20 protein-coding genes are annotated in these 18,662 nt (G+C 65.1%); 11 read left to right on the top strand and 9 right to left on the bottom strand.

Going from position 1 to position 18,662, the window contains the following annotated elements; translation table 11 throughout:
* Genes CXQ89_RS01675 through CXQ89_RS01655 form a run of 5 tightly spaced genes read left to right on the top strand, consistent with a single transcriptional unit; the run spans position 1 to position 5,391 of the window.
* A complete protein-coding gene (locus tag CXQ89_RS01675; protein WP_104160075.1) occupies positions 1-1,734 on the top strand; it encodes a dihydroxyacetone kinase family protein in 1,734 nt (577 codons plus the stop codon).
* A gap of 9 nt (positions 1,735-1,743) precedes the next feature.
* Entirely contained in the window at positions 1,744-2,550 is an 807-nt protein-coding gene (locus tag CXQ89_RS01670) for a triose-phosphate isomerase (protein WP_104160074.1), read from the top strand.
* Between the two features lie 7 nt (positions 2,551-2,557).
* On the top strand, positions 2,558-3,025 hold the full coding sequence (locus tag CXQ89_RS01665) for a ribose-5-phosphate isomerase (RefSeq protein ID WP_104160073.1): 468 nt from the start codon (positions 2,558-2,560) through the stop codon (positions 3,023-3,025).
* Positions 3,026-3,085: 60 nt separating this feature from the next.
* A complete protein-coding gene (locus tag CXQ89_RS01660; RefSeq protein ID WP_104053368.1) occupies positions 3,086-4,051 on the top strand; it encodes a LuxR C-terminal-related transcriptional regulator in 966 nt (321 codons plus the stop codon).
* Positions 4,052-4,098: 47 nt separating this feature from the next.
* The gene (locus CXQ89_RS01655; protein WP_104160072.1) at positions 4,099-5,391 is read left to right on the top strand and encodes a PLP-dependent aminotransferase family protein; all 1,293 of its coding nucleotides are present in this window, start codon (positions 4,099-4,101) and stop codon (positions 5,389-5,391) included.
* Here CXQ89_RS01655 and CXQ89_RS01650 read toward each other — a convergent pair.
* The 5 genes from CXQ89_RS01650 to CXQ89_RS01630 all read right to left on the bottom strand — a co-directional run bounded on the left by CXQ89_RS01650 (position 5,388) and on the right by CXQ89_RS01630 (position 10,627).
* Positions 5,388-5,597: a hypothetical protein gene (locus tag CXQ89_RS01650; RefSeq protein WP_104053370.1), complete on the bottom strand. Its 210-nt coding sequence runs from the start codon at positions 5,595-5,597 to the stop codon at positions 5,388-5,390. The genes CXQ89_RS01655 and CXQ89_RS01650 overlap by 4 nt on opposite strands.
* Before the next feature lie 68 nt (positions 5,598-5,665).
* A complete protein-coding gene (locus CXQ89_RS01645) occupies positions 5,666-7,120 on the bottom strand; it encodes a dihydrolipoamide acetyltransferase family protein (RefSeq protein WP_104160071.1) in 1,455 nt (484 codons plus the stop codon).
* 45 nt (positions 7,121-7,165) lie between these two features.
* Positions 7,166-8,140: an alpha-ketoacid dehydrogenase subunit beta gene (locus CXQ89_RS01640; protein WP_104160070.1), complete on the bottom strand. Its 975-nt coding sequence runs from the start codon at positions 8,138-8,140 to the stop codon at positions 7,166-7,168.
* A complete protein-coding gene (pdhA, locus tag CXQ89_RS01635; protein WP_374952966.1) occupies positions 8,137-9,342 on the bottom strand; it encodes a pyruvate dehydrogenase (acetyl-transferring) E1 component subunit alpha in 1,206 nt (401 codons plus the stop codon). Before pdhA ends, CXQ89_RS01640 begins: the two co-directional genes overlap by 4 nt.
* Before the next feature lie 145 nt (positions 9,343-9,487).
* On the bottom strand, positions 9,488-10,627 hold the full coding sequence (locus CXQ89_RS01630; protein WP_104160069.1) for a histidinol-phosphate transaminase: 1,140 nt from the start codon (positions 10,625-10,627) through the stop codon (positions 9,488-9,490).
* 104 nt (positions 10,628-10,731) lie between these two features.
* On the opposite strand from CXQ89_RS01630, the gene CXQ89_RS01625 reads away from it, so the two are divergent.
* Positions 10,732-11,130, top strand: coding sequence for a phage holin family protein (locus CXQ89_RS01625; RefSeq protein ID WP_104160068.1), 399 nt, complete (start codon positions 10,732-10,734; stop codon positions 11,128-11,130).
* Here CXQ89_RS01625 and CXQ89_RS01620 read toward each other — a convergent pair.
* Positions 11,107-12,474 carry a hypothetical protein gene (locus CXQ89_RS01620; protein ID WP_104160067.1) on the bottom strand — a complete coding sequence of 456 codons (1,368 nt, stop codon included), beginning with the start codon at positions 12,472-12,474 and terminating at the stop codon, positions 11,107-11,109. The genes CXQ89_RS01625 and CXQ89_RS01620 overlap by 24 nt on opposite strands.
* Positions 12,475-12,762 carry a hypothetical protein gene (locus CXQ89_RS01615; protein ID WP_104160066.1) on the bottom strand — a complete coding sequence of 96 codons (288 nt, stop codon included), beginning with the start codon at positions 12,760-12,762 and terminating at the stop codon, positions 12,475-12,477.
* 233 nt (positions 12,763-12,995) lie between these two features.
* Here CXQ89_RS01615 and purB point away from each other — a divergent pair, with 233 nt between their 5' ends.
* A complete protein-coding gene (gene purB, locus CXQ89_RS01610) occupies positions 12,996-14,417 on the top strand; it encodes an adenylosuccinate lyase (protein WP_104160065.1) in 1,422 nt (473 codons plus the stop codon).
* A 93-nt stretch (positions 14,418-14,510) separates the two neighbouring features.
* Positions 14,511-14,924, top strand: coding sequence for a VOC family protein (locus CXQ89_RS01605; protein WP_104160064.1), 414 nt, complete (start codon positions 14,511-14,513; stop codon positions 14,922-14,924).
* A gap of 269 nt (positions 14,925-15,193) precedes the next feature.
* Here CXQ89_RS01605 and rlmN read toward each other — a convergent pair whose 3' ends face one another.
* Positions 15,194-16,447 carry a 23S rRNA (adenine(2503)-C(2))-methyltransferase RlmN gene (gene rlmN / locus CXQ89_RS01600; RefSeq protein ID WP_237685545.1) on the bottom strand — a complete coding sequence of 418 codons (1,254 nt, stop codon included), beginning with the start codon at positions 16,445-16,447 and terminating at the stop codon, positions 15,194-15,196.
* A 135-nt stretch (positions 16,448-16,582) separates the two neighbouring features.
* Here rlmN and CXQ89_RS01595 point away from each other — a divergent pair, with 135 nt between their 5' ends.
* A complete protein-coding gene (locus tag CXQ89_RS01595) occupies positions 16,583-17,113 on the top strand; it encodes a GNAT family N-acetyltransferase (protein WP_104053383.1) in 531 nt (176 codons plus the stop codon).
* A gap of 32 nt (positions 17,114-17,145) precedes the next feature.
* Here the strand turns inward: CXQ89_RS01595 and CXQ89_RS01590 are convergent, their stop codons facing one another.
* A complete protein-coding gene (locus tag CXQ89_RS01590; protein ID WP_104160063.1) occupies positions 17,146-17,625 on the bottom strand; it encodes a nucleoside deaminase in 480 nt (159 codons plus the stop codon).
* Positions 17,626-17,840: 215 nt separating this feature from the next.
* Here CXQ89_RS01590 and CXQ89_RS01585 point away from each other — a divergent pair, with 215 nt between their 5' ends.
* Together CXQ89_RS01585 and CXQ89_RS01580 are read left to right on the top strand one after the other, a co-directional pair.
* Complete coding sequence (locus CXQ89_RS01585; protein WP_258059913.1) at positions 17,841-18,242, top strand: VOC family protein; 402 nt, start codon at positions 17,841-17,843, stop codon at positions 18,240-18,242.
* A gap of 29 nt (positions 18,243-18,271) precedes the next feature.
* Complete coding sequence (locus CXQ89_RS01580) at positions 18,272-18,643, top strand: VOC family protein (protein WP_104160062.1); 372 nt, start codon at positions 18,272-18,274, stop codon at positions 18,641-18,643.
* The last annotated feature ends 19 nt before the right edge of the window (positions 18,644-18,662 follow it).

The raw sequence follows: 18,662 nt of genomic DNA, 5'->3' as shown, positions 1-18,662 counted from the left end.
ATGACGTACCTCCTGAACGACCCCGCAGACTTCGCCGTCGACGCCCTGCGCGGATACGCTGCAGCGCACCCGGCGCATGTGATGCCCGCGCACGGCGGTGTGGTGCGCTCCACGGAAACGCCGGAAAACCAGCCTGCCCTGGTGATCGGCGGCGGTTCCGGGCACTACCCGGCTTTTGCCGGCTGGGTAGGCCCGGGCCTGGCCCACGGCGCACCGTGCGGCAACATCTTTTCCTCCCCGTCCGCCTCCCAGGTGTACTCCGTTTCCCGGTCGGCGGAAAACGGCGGAGGCGTTCTCCTGGGCTTCGGGAACTATGCCGGGGACGTCCTGCACTTTGGCCAGGCGGCCGAAAAGCTGCGCGCCGAGGGCGTCGATGTCCGAATTATCAAGGTCTCGGATGACATCGCCTCCGGCCCCGCCGAATCCCACCGGGACCGCCGCGGAATTGCCGGGGACCTGATTGTCTTCAAGATCGCCGGTGCGGCCATTGCGGCCGGTGCAGATCTGGATGAGGCCGAGCGGGTGGCCTGGAAGGCCAATGACGCTACCCGCTCCTTTGGCGTGGCGTTCGACGGCTGCACGCTGCCGGGAGCCGGGGAGGCCCTGTTCCACGTGCCGGACGGACAGATGGCCATCGGCCTGGGAATTCACGGCGAACCGGGCATCCGCGAGGTGCCCATGGGAACTGCTTCGGAAGTCGCAGACCTGCTGCTCAACGGCGTCCTCGAAGAGGAACCGGAGCGGAACGGCTCCTACAGCGGCCGGGTCTCAGTGGTACTCAACGGCCTCGGCACGGTCAAGTACGAGGAACTCTTTGTGGTCTACGGCCGGGTGGCTGAGCGGCTGTCCGAGAAGGGGTTTACGGTGGTGGCCCCGGAAATTGGCGAACATGTCACCAGCCTCAACATGGCCGGGCTCTCGCTGAGCATCGTGTTCCTGGACGATGAACTGGAGCAGTATTGGCTGGCACCGGCGGACACCCCCGCTTTCCGGCGAAGCGCGGCCCAAGAGCCGTCGGCACCGCCCCGGACCGGAGTGCACGTTCCGGGCGAGGATCCCATTCCGGAAGCGGCGGAGGAATCCCGGGCATCCGCTGCGGGGATCGTGCAGGTGCTGGAAATGCTGCGCGACACGGCGGCGGAGCACGAAGAGCATTTTGGCCGGCTGGACGCGGTGGCCGGCGACGGCGACCACGGCCAGGGGATGGCCTACGGAACCAGGGGTGCAGCGAAGGCCGGCAGCGAGGCTGCAGCCAAAGGCGCCGGAGCGCGGACGGTCCTGCTTCATGCAGGAGACGCCTGGGCAGAGGAAGCAGGCGGCACCTCCGGGGCACTGTGGGGGGCGGCCCTCACCGCGGCCGGCAGCGTCTTTGACGACACCCGCGCCGTGGCGGCACCCGAAATTGTCCAGGCTCTTGCCGCGGGAATCGACGCCGTTGTCCGGCTTGGCGGGGCCCGCCCCGGGGACAAAACCATGGTGGACGCCGCGCTTCCTTTCCGCGACGTCATCGCGGCGGAATTCGCTTCCACCGGTGACCTGGCCGGCTCGGTGAAAAAAGCCGCGGCCGCGGCGCAGGAGGCGGCCGAAGCCACGGCAGACATCACCTCCCGCCTGGGGAGGTCCCGCATCCTGGGCGAAAAGAGTCTGGGTACGCCCGATCCCGGCGCCCATTCCTTCTCGGTCCTGATGGATGCGCTGGGGAACTTCCTCAGCTCCTCACCCGGCACCTCCTGAGGAACAATCGTGACTGTTTGGGTTGGCACCAGCTGGAAGATGAACAAAACCCTCGCCGAGGCCAAAGGATACGCCCGCGGCCTGCTCACCGGTCTTGACGGCCGGCGGCTGGGCGCCGTGCAGCCCTTCATCATCCCCCCGGTCACGGCTCTGTCCGCGGTGGCCGGGATCCTGGAAGATGACCGCCGGGTGCTGCTGGGAGCGCAGAACGCCCATTGGGAGGACAACGGCGCATGGACCGGAGAGGTTTCCGTTCCCCAAGTGGCCGACGCCGGTGCGCAGCTGGTGGAAATTGGCCACTCGGAGCGCCGCGCGCACTTTGGGGAGACCGATGAAACGGTTCGGCTCAAAGTGGCAGCGGTATTGCGGCACGGACTGACTCCGCTGCTGTGCGTCGGTGAACCTGCCGACGTCTTGGCTGCGGGAAACTCCGCCGAGTTCATCGTCCGGCAGGCCGCCGCGGCACTGGACGGCCTTTCCGGGCCGGAGATCGCCCGGGTCCTGATTGCCTACGAGCCTGTCTGGGCGATCGGTGCCGCCGGGCGGCCTGCCGAACCGGATGAGCTCCGGGATCCGTTCGCAGCCCTCGCACGCAGCTGGGGACACCAGGTGGCCGGGCTGCTTTACGGCGGATCGGTGGCACCGTGCAACGCCGCCGCCCTGCTCGGGATCCCGCACGTAAACGGACTGTTCATCGGCCGCGCCGCATGGCAGGTGGACGCCTATCTGAACTTGCTTGACATTGCCGCGGACACTGCAGGGTGCCGGATCCCCGACCCTATCGACAACAAAACCACCAGCCGAACAAGGAACTGAGGAAATCATGAGCGAGGCCCGGAAACTGCGGATAGTGATCGGCGGAGACGACGCCGGATTTGATTACAAGGAGGTTCTGCGCCGGGACCTGGAGGCGGATGACCGCGTTGAAAGCGTGGTGGACGTGGGTGTTTCCGACTCGGAGAATACTGCCTACCCCCACGTCGCCGTCGACGCCGCACGCATAGTAGCCGCAGGCGAAGCGGACCGTGCCCTGCTGATCTGCGGCACGGGCCTGGGGGTGGCCATTTCCGCGAACAAGGTCCCCGGCATCCGGGCGGTCACCGCCCATGATTCCTATTCCGTGGAGCGCTCCGTGCTCAGCAACAATGCCCAGGTGCTCTGCATGGGCCAGCGAGTGGTCGGCATTGAGCTGGCGCGGCGCCTCGCCAAGGAATGGCTGGGTTACGTGTTTGACCCTGCCGGTGCTTCAGCGGAGAAGGTGGATGCCATCTCCGGCTATGACAAAGGATGACAGCATGCCTTTGGCGCAGCGCCGGATAAGGTAGCCTCAGCCGAATCGAAAGGAACGGATGTGGATGACTTGTCCCAAGCTGTCTACCGTTACGCCGTAAGCAGTCCGGGCTGGACCGTAGACGATGCTTCCGAGGCGCTGGGCTTCACCACGCGTTCCATCGAGGCGGCCGTGAACTCTCTGGTGGAGCGCTGCCTGCTGGTCCAGGCCAACACCGGCCGGCGCAGCTACACGGCCGTCTCCCCCGACGTCGCACTGGCTGAACTGGTTGATCCGGACGAGAGGGCGCTCCTGGATCTCCGTTCGCGGATCGGAGCCAAGCGCCGTGAGCTGTCCGCACTGGTTCCCGTCTTTGCCGAGGCCAGCCGGCGGGTATCCACCGATGCCCCGGTGGAGGTCCTGGAGGATCCGGACCAGGTGATGCGCATCCTGATCGAATACGCCAGATCGGCGTCCGAGTGTGTCCTGATGGCGCGGCCCGGGCAGGGGGCCACCGCCGACACCCAGGAAGAGAGCATCCAGAAAGATGTGGACATGCTGCAGCAAGGGGTGTCCCGCCGCACCCTCTACCACTCCAGCATCCGGGACCATATGCCCACGCGCAGAGCCGTTGAGGTTGTCACTGCGGCCGGCGGGGAGTTTAGGACCCTCCCCCAGATGCCGCTCCGGGCAGTGATTTTCGACGGCAAGGTTGCAGTGATCCCGCGGGCAGCACATGCCCAGGACCGGGCGGGGCTGGTCATCCGGGATCCCAACGTGGTTTCCGTCTTTGTCCGGCTGTTTGAGTTCGCCTGGGAGCTGGGCGAGCCGTTCCTTGCCGAAGAACCACGCGGAAATCAGCTGAGCAGTGTGCAGCGCTCAATCCTTCGTGCCCTCGCCTCCGGTCAACCCGATGAGGTCATAGCCCGCCGGATGGGCATCAGCGTGCGGACCTGCCGGCGCCACATCGCCAAGATGCTGGAGGACCTGGGCGCAGAAAGCCGCTTCCAGGCCGGAGTAAAAGCCCACCGGGCCGGGTGGATCTAGACAACTATTGTTGCCGAGAGAGCAACAAGCCGGGCTAGGATGTGGGGATGACTTCCGAGGAGACGACCGCCACAGTCCTGACGGCAGAGACCCAGGCAGCCCTTGACCGTGCCGTTTCTTCCACGCACCGCCATGAAGCCCTCTTTTCAGACCGTGCCTTCCATATCAAGCAGTCGGCGGTGCGTGACGTCTTTGACATCTCCATCCGGCCGGGGCTGATCTCGCTGGCGGGAGGCAGCCCCTACCTGCGTTCGCTTCCCCTGGCCGAACTGGGCCTGTCGGCGCAGCGCATCATCGCCGAACACGGACTCGAAGCGCTGCAGTACGGTGCCGGACAGGGCATGGAGGAGCTCCGCATCCAGGCCTGTGAGGTCATGGCAGCGGAAGGAATTACCGACGCCGATCCTGCGGACATTGTCATCACCACGGGCTCCCAGTCCGCCCAGGACGTTGCCGCCAAAGTATTCTGCAACCCCGGAGACGTGGTGCTGTGCGAGGACCCAACCTATGTTGGGGCACTGAACGCCTTCGAAGCGTACGAGGTTCAGATGCACGCCCTTCCGGTGGACAGCGAGGGCCTGGTGCCTGAAGCGCTGGAGGAAGCGATCACTTCGCTGCGGAAGCAGGGCAAGACCATCAAGATGCTCTACACCATTCCCAGTTTCAACAATCCCAGCGGAGTGACCCTGGCCGCCCGCAGACGGCCCCGCATCGTCGAAATCTGCGCGCGGGCGAACATCCTCATCCTCGAGGACAACCCCTACGGAATGCTCCGCTTTGACGGGAACCCGCTCGTACCGCTGCGGGCAGGCAATCCCGATGACGTCCTGTACCTGGGTTCCTTCTCAAAGATCTTTGCCCCCGGCGTCCGCGTGGGCTGGGCGCTGGTCCCCCGCCATCTGCACCGACGCTTCTATCTGGCCTGCGAGGCCGTGGTGCTTTGCCCGTCGCCGCTCACGCAAATGCTGGTGTCCGCCTATCTGCGCGACTACGACTGGATGCAGAACATCCGCGACTCCCGGATGCTGTATGCCTCGCGCTGCGCCGCCATGCTCGCGGCGCTGTCCGAAGAACTGCCCGACGGCGTGAGCTGGACGGTGCCCGACGGCGGATTCTTTGTGTGGCTGAGCCTGCCCGAAGGCGTGGACACTTATCCCCTGCTGTACGAGGCCATCGATGCAGGTGTGGTGTTCATCCCCGGAGCCGCGTTCTCGCCGTCGGACGAACCTTCCAACAAGTTGAGACTGGCCTTCAGCGCTGTTTCAGAAGAGGACATTGCCGAGGGCGTGCGGCGGCTCGCCCCGGTCCTGCGCCGCGCCATGGACCACGCTGCAGGCTAGCGGTTCCTTCGCCGCCGTTCCAGGAACGGAAAGACGACGAGAAACAGGCCCAGGATGATCAGCAGGCGCCAGAAGGTGCCCAGTCCGGGGAACAGCATGATCAGCAGGCTGGAGATGACAAAGGCCACTGCCAGCAGGATGAGCGTGCGTTTAAGGTCAATGCGCGGCGGGCCGCCTTGCCCCTGGGGGCTCCGAGGAATAGTCATAGTGTCCCGATCGTATCCGCCGTCAGCCGCGAACGCAGTGCCTGCTGTGCGTTTGGCCTCTCCGCTGCCTAATCCAGCAGCAGTGCAGGCTCCTCCAGGATGGACGCGACGTCGGCCATGAAACGCGCGGAAAGGTCACCGTCCACCACCCGGTGGTCGAAGGAACCGCCCAGGGTGGTCACCCAGCGCGGAACGACTTCGCCGTCCACCACCCAGGGCTTTTGCTTGATGGTCCCGAAGGCCACGATGGCCACTTCACCGGGGTTGATGATGGGTGTGCCGGTATCGATGCCCAGGGCACCGATGTTGGTGATGGTGAGGGTTCCGCCCGACATGTCCGCCGGCGGGGTTTTCCCTGCCCGCGCCGTCGTCGCCAGGGAGTTGAGGGCAATGGCCAGTTCCTTCAGGGACAGGTCCTGGGCGTCCTTGATGTTCGGGACCATTAGTCCGCGGGGCGTGGCGGCAGCAATTCCGAGGTTCATGAAGTGCTTGACCAGGATTTCGTCCCCGGCCCAGGTGGCGTTGACCGACGGGTTGCGGGCGGCAGCCCAGATCACGGCCTTTGCCAGGATCAGCAGCGGTGAGACCTTGATGCCGTCAAAGTCCCGTGACGCCTTCAGGCGCTTGACGAACTCCATCGTCCGTGAAGCGTCCACATCCACGAAAATGCTGACGTGGGGTGCGGAAAATGCGCTGTCCACCATGGCCTTGGCCGTAGCCCGGCGCACTCCCTTGACCGGGATGCGTTCAATCCGCTCGTCACGGGGCTTCTGCGCGCCTGCCCAGAAGGTATCCGCGGACTTCTGCTCGGCTTCGCGCTGCGCCTGGTAGCTGATCAAATCCTGCTTGGTCACCTCGCCGCCGGCGCCGGTTGCCGGCACTTCCGCCAGGTTGATGCCGAGGTCCTTCGCCGCCTTGCGCACCGGGGGCTTGGCCAGCACCCGCTGGATCAGGCGGGAGAGGGTGTCCTGCACCGCGGCGCCTGCAGCAGCGACGGCCGGCGTGCGGGCATCGAGTGAGCGCCCGGGGTTCGGTGCCGGCGACGGCGCCGCGGGTGAGGGTGCCGCGGGTGACGGAGCCGGTGCAGCCGGTGCAGCCGGGGCCGGCTGGCTGACGGGCGAAGGAGCAGTCCGGCCGGTCCGCGGCCGCCGCTTCACGGCGTCGGCCTTGGGGCCTGTGCCGGTGAGGGAAGCGCTGGGCTGCCCGTCGTCGTCGGCTGCCGCCGGAACGGGCGCGGGAGTCATGGGCGCCCCCGGCTGCTGGCCGCTCTCCTGGGCCGGTGAACCGGCCGTGACGCTGATGATGGGCGTTCCGACATCCACTGTCTGCCCCTCCTCCACCAGCAGCGCAGACACGGTGCCGGCGTAGGGCGAGGGGAGCTCCACCAGTGATTTTGCCGTCTCAATCTCAACGATGACGTCATTGACGGCCACGGTGTCGCCGGTTTGAACCTTCCACTGGACAATGTCGGCCTCGGTCAGACCCTCGCCCACGTCGGGAAGGTGGAACGTTCTTTCAGTCATGGTTTCTCAATCTTTATGTGCGGCAAACTGCTTGGCGGCCGGAGGTTAGTAGGCGAAAGACCGGTCCAGGGCATCCATCAGCTTGTCGATGTCCGGCAGATAGTGCTCTTCGACCTTGGCCACCGGATACGGCATGTGGAAACCGCCGACACGGATCACAGGTGCCTCCAGGGACAGGAACGCGCGTTCGGTTACCCGTGCCGCGATCTCCCCGCCGATTCCGCCGAACGTGGGGGCTTCGTGGGTGACAATGAGGCGGCCGGTCTTGCGGACCGACTCGGTGACGGTGTCGAAATCGATCGGCGAGATGGAGCGCAGGTCAATCACTTCGATGCTGCGTCCGTCTTCCTCAGCGGCCTTCGCGGCGGCGAGGGCCACCGGCACCAGCGGTCCATACGCCACGATGGTGGCGTCCGTGCCTTCGCGCAGAACGTGGGCCGCAAACGGATCGCCCGAGGGCTTTTCCGTGTCGACGTCGCCCTTCAGCCAGTAGCGGCGCTTGGGTTCGAAAACGATCACCGGATCAAGGCAGGTCATGGCCTGCTGGATCATCCAGTACGCGTCCTGGGGGTTGGACGGGGTAAGGATCCGCAGCCCTGCCGTATGGGCAAACAGTGCTTCCGGTGATTCCGAGTGGTGTTCGATGGATCCGATTCCTCCGCCGTAGGGGATCCGGATAACCACCGGCGCGCTGAGGGCTCCCTCGCTTCGCGAATGCATCTTGGCCAGCTGGGTGGTGATCTGGTTGAACCCGGGGAAGACAAAGCCGTCAAACTGAATTTCGCAGACAGGCGTGTAGCCGCGCAGCGCGAGACCGATAGCGGTACCGATGATCCCGGATTCCGCCAGCGGAGTGTCCATTACCCGGTCCGCGCCAAAGTCCGCTTTGAGCCCTTCGGTTACGCGGTAAACGCCGCCCAGATCGCCAATGTCTTCGCCCATCAGCAGCGACTTGGGGTTCTGTGACAGTCCTGCCCTCAGTCCGGCGTTAATGGCTTTGGCCATGGTCATCGTGCTCATGCGGTGGGCTCCTGGGAGTCGGCAAAGCCGGCCTCGTATCGGCGGTGGAACTCCAGTTCCTCCTGGATCAGCGGGTGTGCTTCGGCGTAGACGTCGGTAAAGGCCTCCGTAAACCCCGGTGATGACATGGCAAGCACATCCTGACGGAGCTTCTCCGCCATGGCCTGTCCTTCCGCCGCCAGCGTCTCGAAGAATTCGTCATCCGCCAGCCCGGCGGCACGGAGGTGCTTCTCCAGCCGGGTGAGCGGATCACGCGAGATCCAGGCTTCCTCATCGGCGCTGAGACGGTACTTTGTGGGGTCGTCGGCGGTGGTGTGGGCACTCATCCGGTAGGTGAAGGCCTCAATCAGGACCGGCCCCTTGCCCGAGCGCGCGTGTTCCAGCGCCCAGCTCGTGACGGCCCGAACGGCAACCGCGTCATTGCCGTCCACGCGGATGCCCGGGAAACCGTAGCCCTTGGCCCGGTTGGCGAGCGGAATGCGGGACTGCACTTCGGTCGGCACCGAGATGGCCCAGTGGTTGTTCTGGCAGAAAAACACCACGGGCGCGTCGTAGGAGGCCGCGAAGACCATGGCTTCGTGGACGTCACCCTCGGAGCTGGCACCGTCGCCAAAGTAGGCCACCGTGGCGGCCTCGGGCAGCTGCGGATCCAGCTTGCGGTCACGGGCCATGCCCATGGCGTAGCCGACGGCGTGCGGCACCTGTGCGGCGAGGACCAGCGTGTAGAGGTGGAAATTTGTTTCGCTGGGGTCCCACCCGCCGTGGGATACACCGCGGAACCGGCGCAGCAGCGAAGACAGTTCCAGGCCCCGCGTCAGTGCGACGCCGTGCTCCCGGTAAGTGGGGAAGACGTAGTCCTGCGGCAGCAGGGCGCTGCCGGAGCCGATCTGCGCGCCTTCCTGCCCGGTCATCGGCACCCACATCACCAATTCACCCTGGCGCTGCAGCGCCGTGGCTTCCTGGTCGAAGCGGCGGATGGTGTACATGTCCCGGTACATGCCGCGAAGATCTTCGGCGTCCAGCTCTGCAGCATAGGCACCGTAGGGACCCTGCAGGAGAAGCTCACCCTCCGGGCTGAGCATCTGGACCATGGCCGGATCGGCCTCCCTGCCCAAAATGCCGATGTCCGCGTTGCCTGCCTCGTCTTCAGGCAGGCCGGAAGCGTTGGCCTCCGGCCGGACAGCCAGGTGCTTCAGATCCATGCTTACTCCTCGCCGGGGCGGTCAGCGACCTGCCCCGCGCTAGATACATATGCCTCAGAAGGAATAGATCACCACTGCGGCATATATGCGGAACGTACCTCCCCAGCCTAACGAGGGCCGCGTCCCGGTCCGCAGTCAGGACACGCTAGGAAACCCCGGGTCCCTTTGTATAGGTCGCACATAGCGCGAGGAATCGAGTGTTGGCCTCCTGCTCACCGATGGTGACCCGCACACCCTCCGTTCCGAACGCCCGCGCAGCCAGGGCCTGCTGCTCCGCCAGTGCCGCAAACTCGGGGGTATTCTCCCCCAAATCCAGCCATACAAAGTTTCCCTGCGCCTCGGGTATCCGCCAACCGAGCGCCTTCAAACCCGCCACAACACGGGTCCGCTCCTCAACGAGTCCTTGTATTCTTTCCACAAGTTCACCGTGGTGCTGCAGTGAGGCAACGGCAGCTGTTTCCGCCAGCTGGGAGACGGCAAACGGCACAGCCGCCACCCGCAGGTACTGGGTCACCGGGGGGTGCGACACGGAGTACCCGACGCGGAGGCCCGCCAGTCCGGCACCCTTCGAGAACGTCCGCAGCACCACAACATTGGGGTGTTCCCGGTACATCTCGATCCCGTTCACGGCCTCCGGATCCCGGACAAAGTCTTCATACGCTTCATCGATCACCACCAGTACGTCAGCGGGCACCTGGACAAGGAAGTCCTCAACCTGGACGGAGGTCAAAGCCGGACCGGTGGGGTTGTTGGGCGTGCACAGCAGGATCACGCGCGTCCGGTCGGTAATAGCCGCCGCCATGGCTTCCAGGTCATGGGTGCCGTCCGCCCGCAGCGGCACCTGGACGCCGTCCGCCCCGGACAGCCCCACGCTGATGGGATAGGCCTCGAAGGAGCGCCACGGGTAGATGACCTCGTCCGGAACGCCGTGCTCGTTCTGTCCGGCAAACGTGGAAAGCAGCTGGTTCAGGGCACCCAAGCTGCCGGCGCCGGTGACGATATCCTCAGCCGGCACGTCCAGGAACGCCGCGAGTTCAGTACGCAGGGCTGTGGACAGCGGGTCCGGGTACCGGTTGATGTCCTGCCTGTTGCTGATGGCCTCAAGCACGGCCGGCAGGGGCGGAAAGGGGTTTTCATTGGATGACAGCTTGTAGCTCTGCAGCCCCTCGATAATCGCCGGCGGCTTGCCCGCGGCGTAGCGGGGCAGCTTCCCCATCACGTTTCGGGGGCGGATCTCGGGAGCCCGGACCTCAGCGGCGTGGGTGTCCTTTTCGGTGGTCGTCATGGGCTTAAGCGTAGTCGCCTTCCACCAGTGGGTGATTTGGAACACTGAAGCCGGTCCATGCCTCCCTCCGCGTCTTGAGCATGCGACTGTGTCAGCATGGAGCCATGCGCTTCCTGATCCAGGTCATCATCAATGCCCTCGCCCTGTATGTGGCCGCGTGGCTGTTTCCCGGCATCACGGTCTTCGAAACGGGCGACGCCGTCACCGGCAACCCCACCATTGATCTGGTGCTGGCGTTCCTCTTTATCGGCCTGCTGTTCGGTATTGTCAACGCACTGATCCGGCCGGTCGTCAAGCTTCTCACTCTGCCGCTGACCATCCTGACTTTGGGACTTTTCACGATTGTCGTCAACGCGGCCATGCTCATGCTGACGTCTTGGCTGAGCAGTTACACCCCGGTTGATTTCAGCGTGGATTCCTTTTTCTGGACCGCCATACTCGCCTCAATCATCATCAGCCTGGTCTCCATGGTGGCCGGTTCACTGACCGGGACCCGCCGGTAGCGGGGATGGTGCCGGCGGAGAAGGCATTGGCGCGGGCGACGGCGGTCGTTTCGCCTGGCCGGCCGCACTCTTCGAAGGTGCGGGCGCCGGTTTCCGGGAAAAACTAAAGAGGCTCCTCGTGGCGATTGATGCGGGCGGAATGATCTCCGCGAGGTATCCCAGCGAATCCTTCAAGGACGGGTCTGCGCTGGCATCCGTCTGGTCGGCCAGCTCCAAATAGAGGTCCAGGTCATGCGCCGGCCCCAGCCCGTCACGGCTGGCATCCGCGGGAACCGCGGTCCGTCCCGTCACCGTAACCCGGTCGGCGGTGTCCGGGTTCAGGGTTCCGTCCGCGCCGGGGACCCAGTCCTGAAAGTGCTCCAGGTGGAGCACTTTCACTCCATCCGGCGTGCTCCTGTCCCCTGCGGGCGCGGCCGCCGTCACCACCATCTCAACGGAGAATTCTCCCGACTCCGCCAGGCGTGCTCCGGTATTCACGGCGTGGATCCCGCCCTGGCTGTAGCCGACCAGGATGACCGCGTCCTCTGCTGAGGCTCCCGCCTGCCGCAGGGCGTCCGCCACGGCATCGGCAATATATTGGCTGTCCCGTGCACGGCCCTCCGCAATTCCGTAGTTGTCGAAGGGGTTCGGTCCCACAACTATGCTGCCGCTGTCCTGAGTGCCGGGCAGGGTGACAATCCGGACACGGCGTTCACCCTCGTCCACGGTCAGTATTTCCACCACGCCCCGTTCCGGTCCGTCCAGCAGGGTTTTTGAACGTTCCAGCAAACCCCGGGCCGATCCGGCAAGCGGAACCGGCACCCCGCTGTCCTCCAGCGCGGTGACGTCGATCGGTCTAAGCTCTCCGAACCTGCCCTCTGCCAGCCGCTCCAGCAACTTTTCAATGAGAAAGCCGTCAAACGGCGGAACCATCAGTTCGCTCACGCTGCGCTCGGGGAAGCCGCCACCGCCTCTCCGCCACACTTCGATCCCCGCCGGCACTCCGACGGCCAACCACGAGATCGCTTCTTCCAACCGGCCTTCCGTGTCCAGATAATTCCAGGCAGCCCGGCGAAGATCAACGGCGGCTTCCTCCAGCTCCTGCTGGTTCCGGGAAAGGCCTTTGATGACGAGCTCCGCGGCGCCGGCTGCCTCACGGGCGTGGATGTGCACCGCGCTCGTTCCAACGAGCAGCAAATACATTTCCATGCATCCGGACCGCAGGGAGGTGAGCTGTCCAACGGTTTCCTCCAACGCGCCGGCCACTGACTCCAGCTCCCCGTACTCCACCGTCAGGCCGTGTGCACCGCCCCGGACATGGATTCCCGCCGCGGCATTGTCTTCCGTGGACCATTGATAAGACATCTACGACACCTCATGACCAGAGGCGCGGATTTCCTCCACGTGCCGGGCAACGGCCTCAGCACAGGTTCTCAGATCTTCCAGCGTGGTCGACACGTTCTTGATGTGCTGCCGGAGGAGGGCCGTGAATTCTCCCGCCGCCGGGGAATACCAGTCCATCCGGATGAGCGCCGGCAGATCCTGTTCGATACCCGCCAGGTCCTTCACCGCCCGGGCGACCCAAGCGGCTGCCTCGCCCGCAGCGTAGACATCGCGCGGGTTGACCACAATCGACTCCGCAGACCTGTCCATCAGCCACCTCCCTTTCCTGGCGGGCTGAACACCCGTTCAGCGATTGCCGTTTCAGTTCTTTCATGTCCGGCCCCCCAGCGGTTCTTCCGGGCTGGGGGTGGGGAGGAGCATTCGCCGTCGTTACAGTGCACGGGGACCTGTGGAGGACAAGGACCGGGTCCCGGCCCTCCCATGTCACAGAGCGCCTATGTCACAGAGCGGGAGGCCCCGGTGGAACATGAAAGAATTACCGCATGGCTGAATCCGCTGCTCCCCGCGTCCCCCTTGCCTCCGTCACCCCCGCCATTGCCCTTGGCCCGCTGGACGGCCGCTACCGCGGCGTCACGGCACCGCTGGTGGACTACCTGTCCGAAGCGGCCCTGAACCGCGACCGCACGCACGTGGAAGTGGAGTGGCTGATCCACCTCACCTCCAACTCAGTGCTGCCGGGCACCTCCCCGCTCAGCGATGAGCAGCAGGCACAGCTGCGCGAAATCGTCACCGGCTTCGACGGCGCCTCCATCACGGAACTGGCCGAGATTGAGCAGGTCACCGTCCATGACGTGAAGGCCGTGGAGTACTACATCGGCCGCCGGCTGGCAGCGGTCGGCATTGAAAACCTGACGGCCCTGGTGCACTTCGGCTGCACCTCCGAGGACGTCAACAACCTCTCCTACGCCCTGGGTATTAAGGGTGCAGTGGAAAACGTTTGGCTTCCCGCAGCACATGACCTGGTGGACCGGATCACCGTCATGGCCGAAGAGACCCGTTCCGTGCCGATGCTCTCTCGCACCCACGGACAGCCGGCTACGCCCACCACGCTGGGCAAGGAACTGGCTGTCACTGCGCACCGGCTCACCCGCCAGCTGCGCCGGATAGAGAAGACCGAGTACCTGGGCAAGATCAACGGCGCCACCGGCACCTACGCCGCGCATTACGCTTCGGTGCCCGGCGCCGACTGGCAGCAGGTGGCCCGCAGCTTTGTGGAGGGCCTGGGCCTGACCTGGAATCCCCTCACCACGCAGATTGAGTCCCACGACTGGCAGGCCGAGCTCTACGCGGACATCGCCCGCTTCAACCGGATCCTGCACAACTTCTGCACGGATGTGTGGAGTTACATCTCCATTGGCTACTTCAAGCAGATCCCGGTGGCCGGTGCCACCGGTTCCTCCACCATGCCGCACAAGGTCAACCCGATCCGCTTCGAGAACGCCGAAGCCAACCTGGAGATTTCCAACGGCCTGCTGGACACCCTGGCCTCCACGCTGGTGACGTCCCGCTGGCAGCGCGACCTCACCGATTCCTCTTCCCAGCGCAACATTGGCGTGGCCTTTGGCCACTCCGTGCTGGCCATCTCCAACGTGGCCAAGGGCCTGGAGCGGCTGGATGTGGCCGACGACGTCCTCGCCGCCGATCTGGACACCAACTGGGAGGTGCTCGGCGAAGCCATCCAGATGGTGATGCGCGCCGAGGCCATCGCCGGTGCTCCCGGCATGGAAAACCCGTACGAACGCCTCAAGGAACTGACCCGCGGCCACCGCGTGGACGCGGAGCGGATGCGTGAATTCGTTACCGGCCTGGGACTGCCCGCCGAGGCTGAGGCCCGCCTGCTCGACCTCACCCCCGGCAAGTACATCGGCATTGCCGATTCCCTGGTGGACCACGTCACCAAGTAGTCCAAAACGTACGACGACGGCGGGAGTCCGGGTTTTCCAACCCGGCCTCCCGCCGTCGTCGTTTTGAACACGCCGGACCTTTAGGGTTGGCCCATGACCGGTTTCCCGCAGTTGCTCCACACGGTTTTGGACACTACTGATGTGCGGGCCCTGGCGGAGTTCTACCGCCAGCTGCTCGGGCTGCAGTATCGCCACGGAGATGAACCCGCGCCGGAAGGCGCACCCGACGACGTCGATTGGCTGGTACTGACCGACGCGCACGGCAACCGAAAACTCGCTTTTCAGCACGTGGAACAGCTTGAACGGACCACCTGGCCCAGGCCTGATGTGCCCATGCAGATGCATCTGGACCTCACCGTTCCCGACCGCGGGACCCTCGAAGACCAACACTGCAGGGCAATGGCGCTGGGCGCTGAACTCCTTTTCGACCGGACGGATGATCCCGAGGAGCCGTTGTACGTCTACGCCGACCCGGCCGGGCACCCGTTCTGCATCTTCGTAGCGTAAAGCGGACTCAAGACCCCGCATTTGGGCGGCGGGCCCGTGAAAGGCAGACTGGGCGTCATGGGGTTCATGACTAAGATTCAGCGATACCTCGGCGTGGAGCCGGTAAAGGTACTCGACCAGTATGAGAAAGCAACACGCGCAGCACACTTAACGTGCCGGAGGTGCGGAGCCTTCGTGGCAGCTGAGCACCAGATGTTGCACAACAGCTGGCACGCGGCCCGCGACGGGTAGGGGGCTGATGCCCCTACCCGCTTCGGGGTACCGGGTTCCTAGTCCGCGGCAGCCAGCTGGCCGCAGGCGCCGTCGATCTCCTTGCCGCGGGTGTCGCGCAGGGTGGTGGGGATGCCGGCGTCGATCAGGTGGTTAATGAACTCGCGGGTCACGTGCGGTTCCGGCGAGGTCCAGATGGAACCCGGCGTGGGGTTCAGCGGAATCGGATTCACGTGCACCCAGCCGCGGCCGCGGGAGTTCAGCTTCTTGGCCAGCAGGTCCGCGCGCCACGGATGATCGTTCATGTCCTTGATCAGCGCATATTCGATCGAGACGCGGCGGCCGGTGACGCGGTAGTAGTTGTACGCGGCGTCCAGGGCCTCGTCCACCTTCCAGCGGCTGTTCACCGGAATCAGCTCGTCACGCAGTTCGTCATCGGGAGCATGCAGGCTCAGAGCGAACGTCACCGGGATGTTCTCCTCGGCCAGCTTGTTGATTGCCGGCACCAGGCCCACGGTGGAAACGGTGATGTTCCGGGCGCTCATGCCCAGGCCCTCGGGAACCTCTGCGGCCATCCGGTGCACGGCATTCATCACGCGCTTGTAGTTGGCCAGCGGCTCACCCATGCCCATGAAGACAATGTTGGTGACGCGCTCGGCGTCGTGCCCGCCGTCGCGGCGCTTGCCGCCGAGGCCGCCTTCCTTGATCACCCGGTTGGCCTGGACAATCTGGTCCAGGATTTCCGCCGTGGACATGTTCCGGGTCAGGCCGGCCTGGCCGGTGGCGCAGAACGGGCAGTTCATGCCGCAGCCGCACTGGCTGGACACGCACAGCGTGATGCGGCCGGGGTAACGCATCAGGACGGACTCCACGAGGGAACCGTCGAAGAGGCGCCACAGGAACTTGATGGTGTCGCCGTTGTCCGTGGTCAGGCGTTTGACCTCGGTGAGCAGCGTCGGGAACATTTCCTTCACCAGGTCATCGCGGCGCTCCTTGGGGAGGTCGCTCATGGCTTCGGGGTCCGTGGTGTAGTGCTGGAAGTAATGCACTGAGAGCTGCTTGGCGCGGAACGCCGGGAGGCCCAGCTCTTTAAGCTTGGCCTGGCGCTCGGGCAGGGTCAGGTCAGCCAGATGGACCGGCGGCTGCGACACCCGCGGGGACTTGAATTGGAGCAGGGGGCGCCCGTCGGGTTCCTTGGCCTGTTCCCAGCCCTCGGTGGCGGGCCGCACCTGCGTCTTCCGTGCCTGCAGCTGGGCCTTGGAGGTGCCAACCGGTCTGGACGGGTTTGCGGGGGAAGTATCGAGGGAAGTCATCCCTTCCATTTTTGCATGCATCCGGATTCTCCGCTTCTCTTAGCCAACTTGCCATGCAGCTGAAACACCGCTGAAACGGCACGCCCCTAGATTGAAGGAAAATCCCGTTCCGGAGCACCCTCAGCAGGAGGCCCTATGCTTGCCGATCAGCCGCCGCACCTCACCATCCGCGAAGTGCCCTGGAGCAACCCCGTGGGTGCTGACCTGCGCGCCGCCCAGCAGGCAGAACTGAACAGCCGTTGGGGAACATCCGCACCCGAACCGGCGCCGCCCACCGCCGAAGACGTGGCCGTTTTCCTCGTTGCGTATGAGAAGAGCTCCGGCCAGCCGCTTGGCTGCGGCGGGCTGCGGCGGCTGGATGACTCGACGGCCGAGATTAAACGGATCTATGTTCTTCCCTACGCCCGGGGATCCGGGGTGGCCACCGCCGTGCTGACCGCCCTGGAGTACCGGGCGCGGGCCGCCGGATATGCAGTCATCGCCGCCGAATCAGGGTCTGCCCAGCCCGACGGCCAGCGCTTTTACCGGCACGGCGGCTACACCGTGGTGCCCAACTTCGGCCCCTACGCCGAGGTGGCGGACTCGGTGTGCTTCGCGAAGACCATCGGCCCGGGCGTCCAGCCGCCGATCCCTCCGGCGGCCGCTCCCTGGGGCAGGCTCGGCTGAGGCGTGGCCAACCGGCCGAGCGCAACCGCACGTCAGTAGTCGACGCGGTTCTCCGCAACAGTCCAGGCCTCAAACGGGGCGGTTGCCGACACGTCCTGAGCCGCAGCCTGCGTCACCTGAAGCGAGCGCTCCGCAACCGGCTTCTCAAAGTACTCGTAGAACACAGCATCATCGAAGCCTGCGCGGGCCGCATCATGGCGGTCCGCCGCAAAAACCACACGGTCCAAACGAGCCCAGAGTGAAGACGCCAGGCACATGGGGCAGGGTTCGCAGCTGGTGTACAGCACAGCGCCGCTGAGGTCGTGGCTTCCGGTACCGGCACCGGCGGCCCGGATGGCCGTCACTTCGGCGTGCGCCGTTGGGTCATTGTTGGCGGTGACCCGGTTGAGGCCCTCAAAAACCGAACCGTCGGCCGTGACGACGATGGCACCGAACGGACCGCCGCCGGCGGCAACGTTGGCGGTGGCCAGCTTGATGGCACGGGCAAGGTACTGAGCGTCACTGGTGGTCATGGATATCTCCTTGAATGCGGATGGCGGCAACAGCTGCCGGATCTGCCAGGTAGATAGCACCATGCGGTGCCCGCCTTCGGCAGCACAAGGCTAACATCGCAGGCCGATAAAGGGCTGCACCGTGATCCGGCTCTGGACGGGGCAGCGCAGCTGTGACAGCGTTCTTAGAGGGGGACGGATGGCTGCACCTTCGAAAGGACATGGCCGTGGAGCGCATGATTTTTCCCAATCTCCCTGTTGCCGACCTTCGCAGATCCACTGAGTTTTATCTGGGTTTGGGATTCAAGCAGAGCCCCCAATTCAGCAACGACGACTGCGCCGCCGTGATCATTTCCGACACCATTGTTGTCATGCTGCTTCACCAAGAGTTCTTCTCGGGGTTCCTTCCCGAAGGCGACACCCCGCACCTGCGCGCGGCGGGCAAGGAAGTGCTGAACTGCCTGAGCTGCGACACCCGCGAAGAAGTGGACACTTTCCTGGCGAACGCCGCGAAGAACGGCGGAGTCGTGTTTCAACCCGCGCGCGAACAGATGCCGGGCATGTATTCCGGCGCCGCCACCGACCCGGACGGGCACGTCTGGGAGTTCATGTGGATGGATCCGTCCATCCCCGAGTAGAGACCCGGCAGGGCCTGGGAGGGCTTCGCTTGTATCCCGTCATTTATCCGCACCTCCCGGTATCCGACCTGGACCGGTCCACCGGCTTTTACATGGGCTTGGGCTTTACCCTCAATGAGCGGCTCAGCAATGTTGATCTCTCGGCCCTGAACATTTCTGCCGCCATTGTGCTGGTGCTTTTGCCCAGGCCGGTCAGCCAGGAAGGCCGCACGGCCCTGGCCTTTCCCACCCGCGGCGAGGTGGATGAGATTCTCGCCGCCTGCGCGCCGAGCGGCGGCAGGGTGGTGTCCCGTGCCCGGCTCCGGGACAAGGGCGTCTATCTGGGAACGGCCGCGGATCCGGATGGGCACTTGTGGGATTTTTTATGCCGGGACGGCGAGCCGTGGGAGGGGAACCTGTAGCCTCAGGCGGAAGTACTGA

Source organism: Arthrobacter sp. ZGTC212, from assembly GCF_002929255.1.
Taxonomy (GTDB): Bacteria; Actinomycetota; Actinomycetes; order Actinomycetales; family Micrococcaceae; genus Arthrobacter_B; species Arthrobacter_B sunyaminii.
This window is presented reverse-complemented; position numbering and strand designations above follow the sequence as displayed.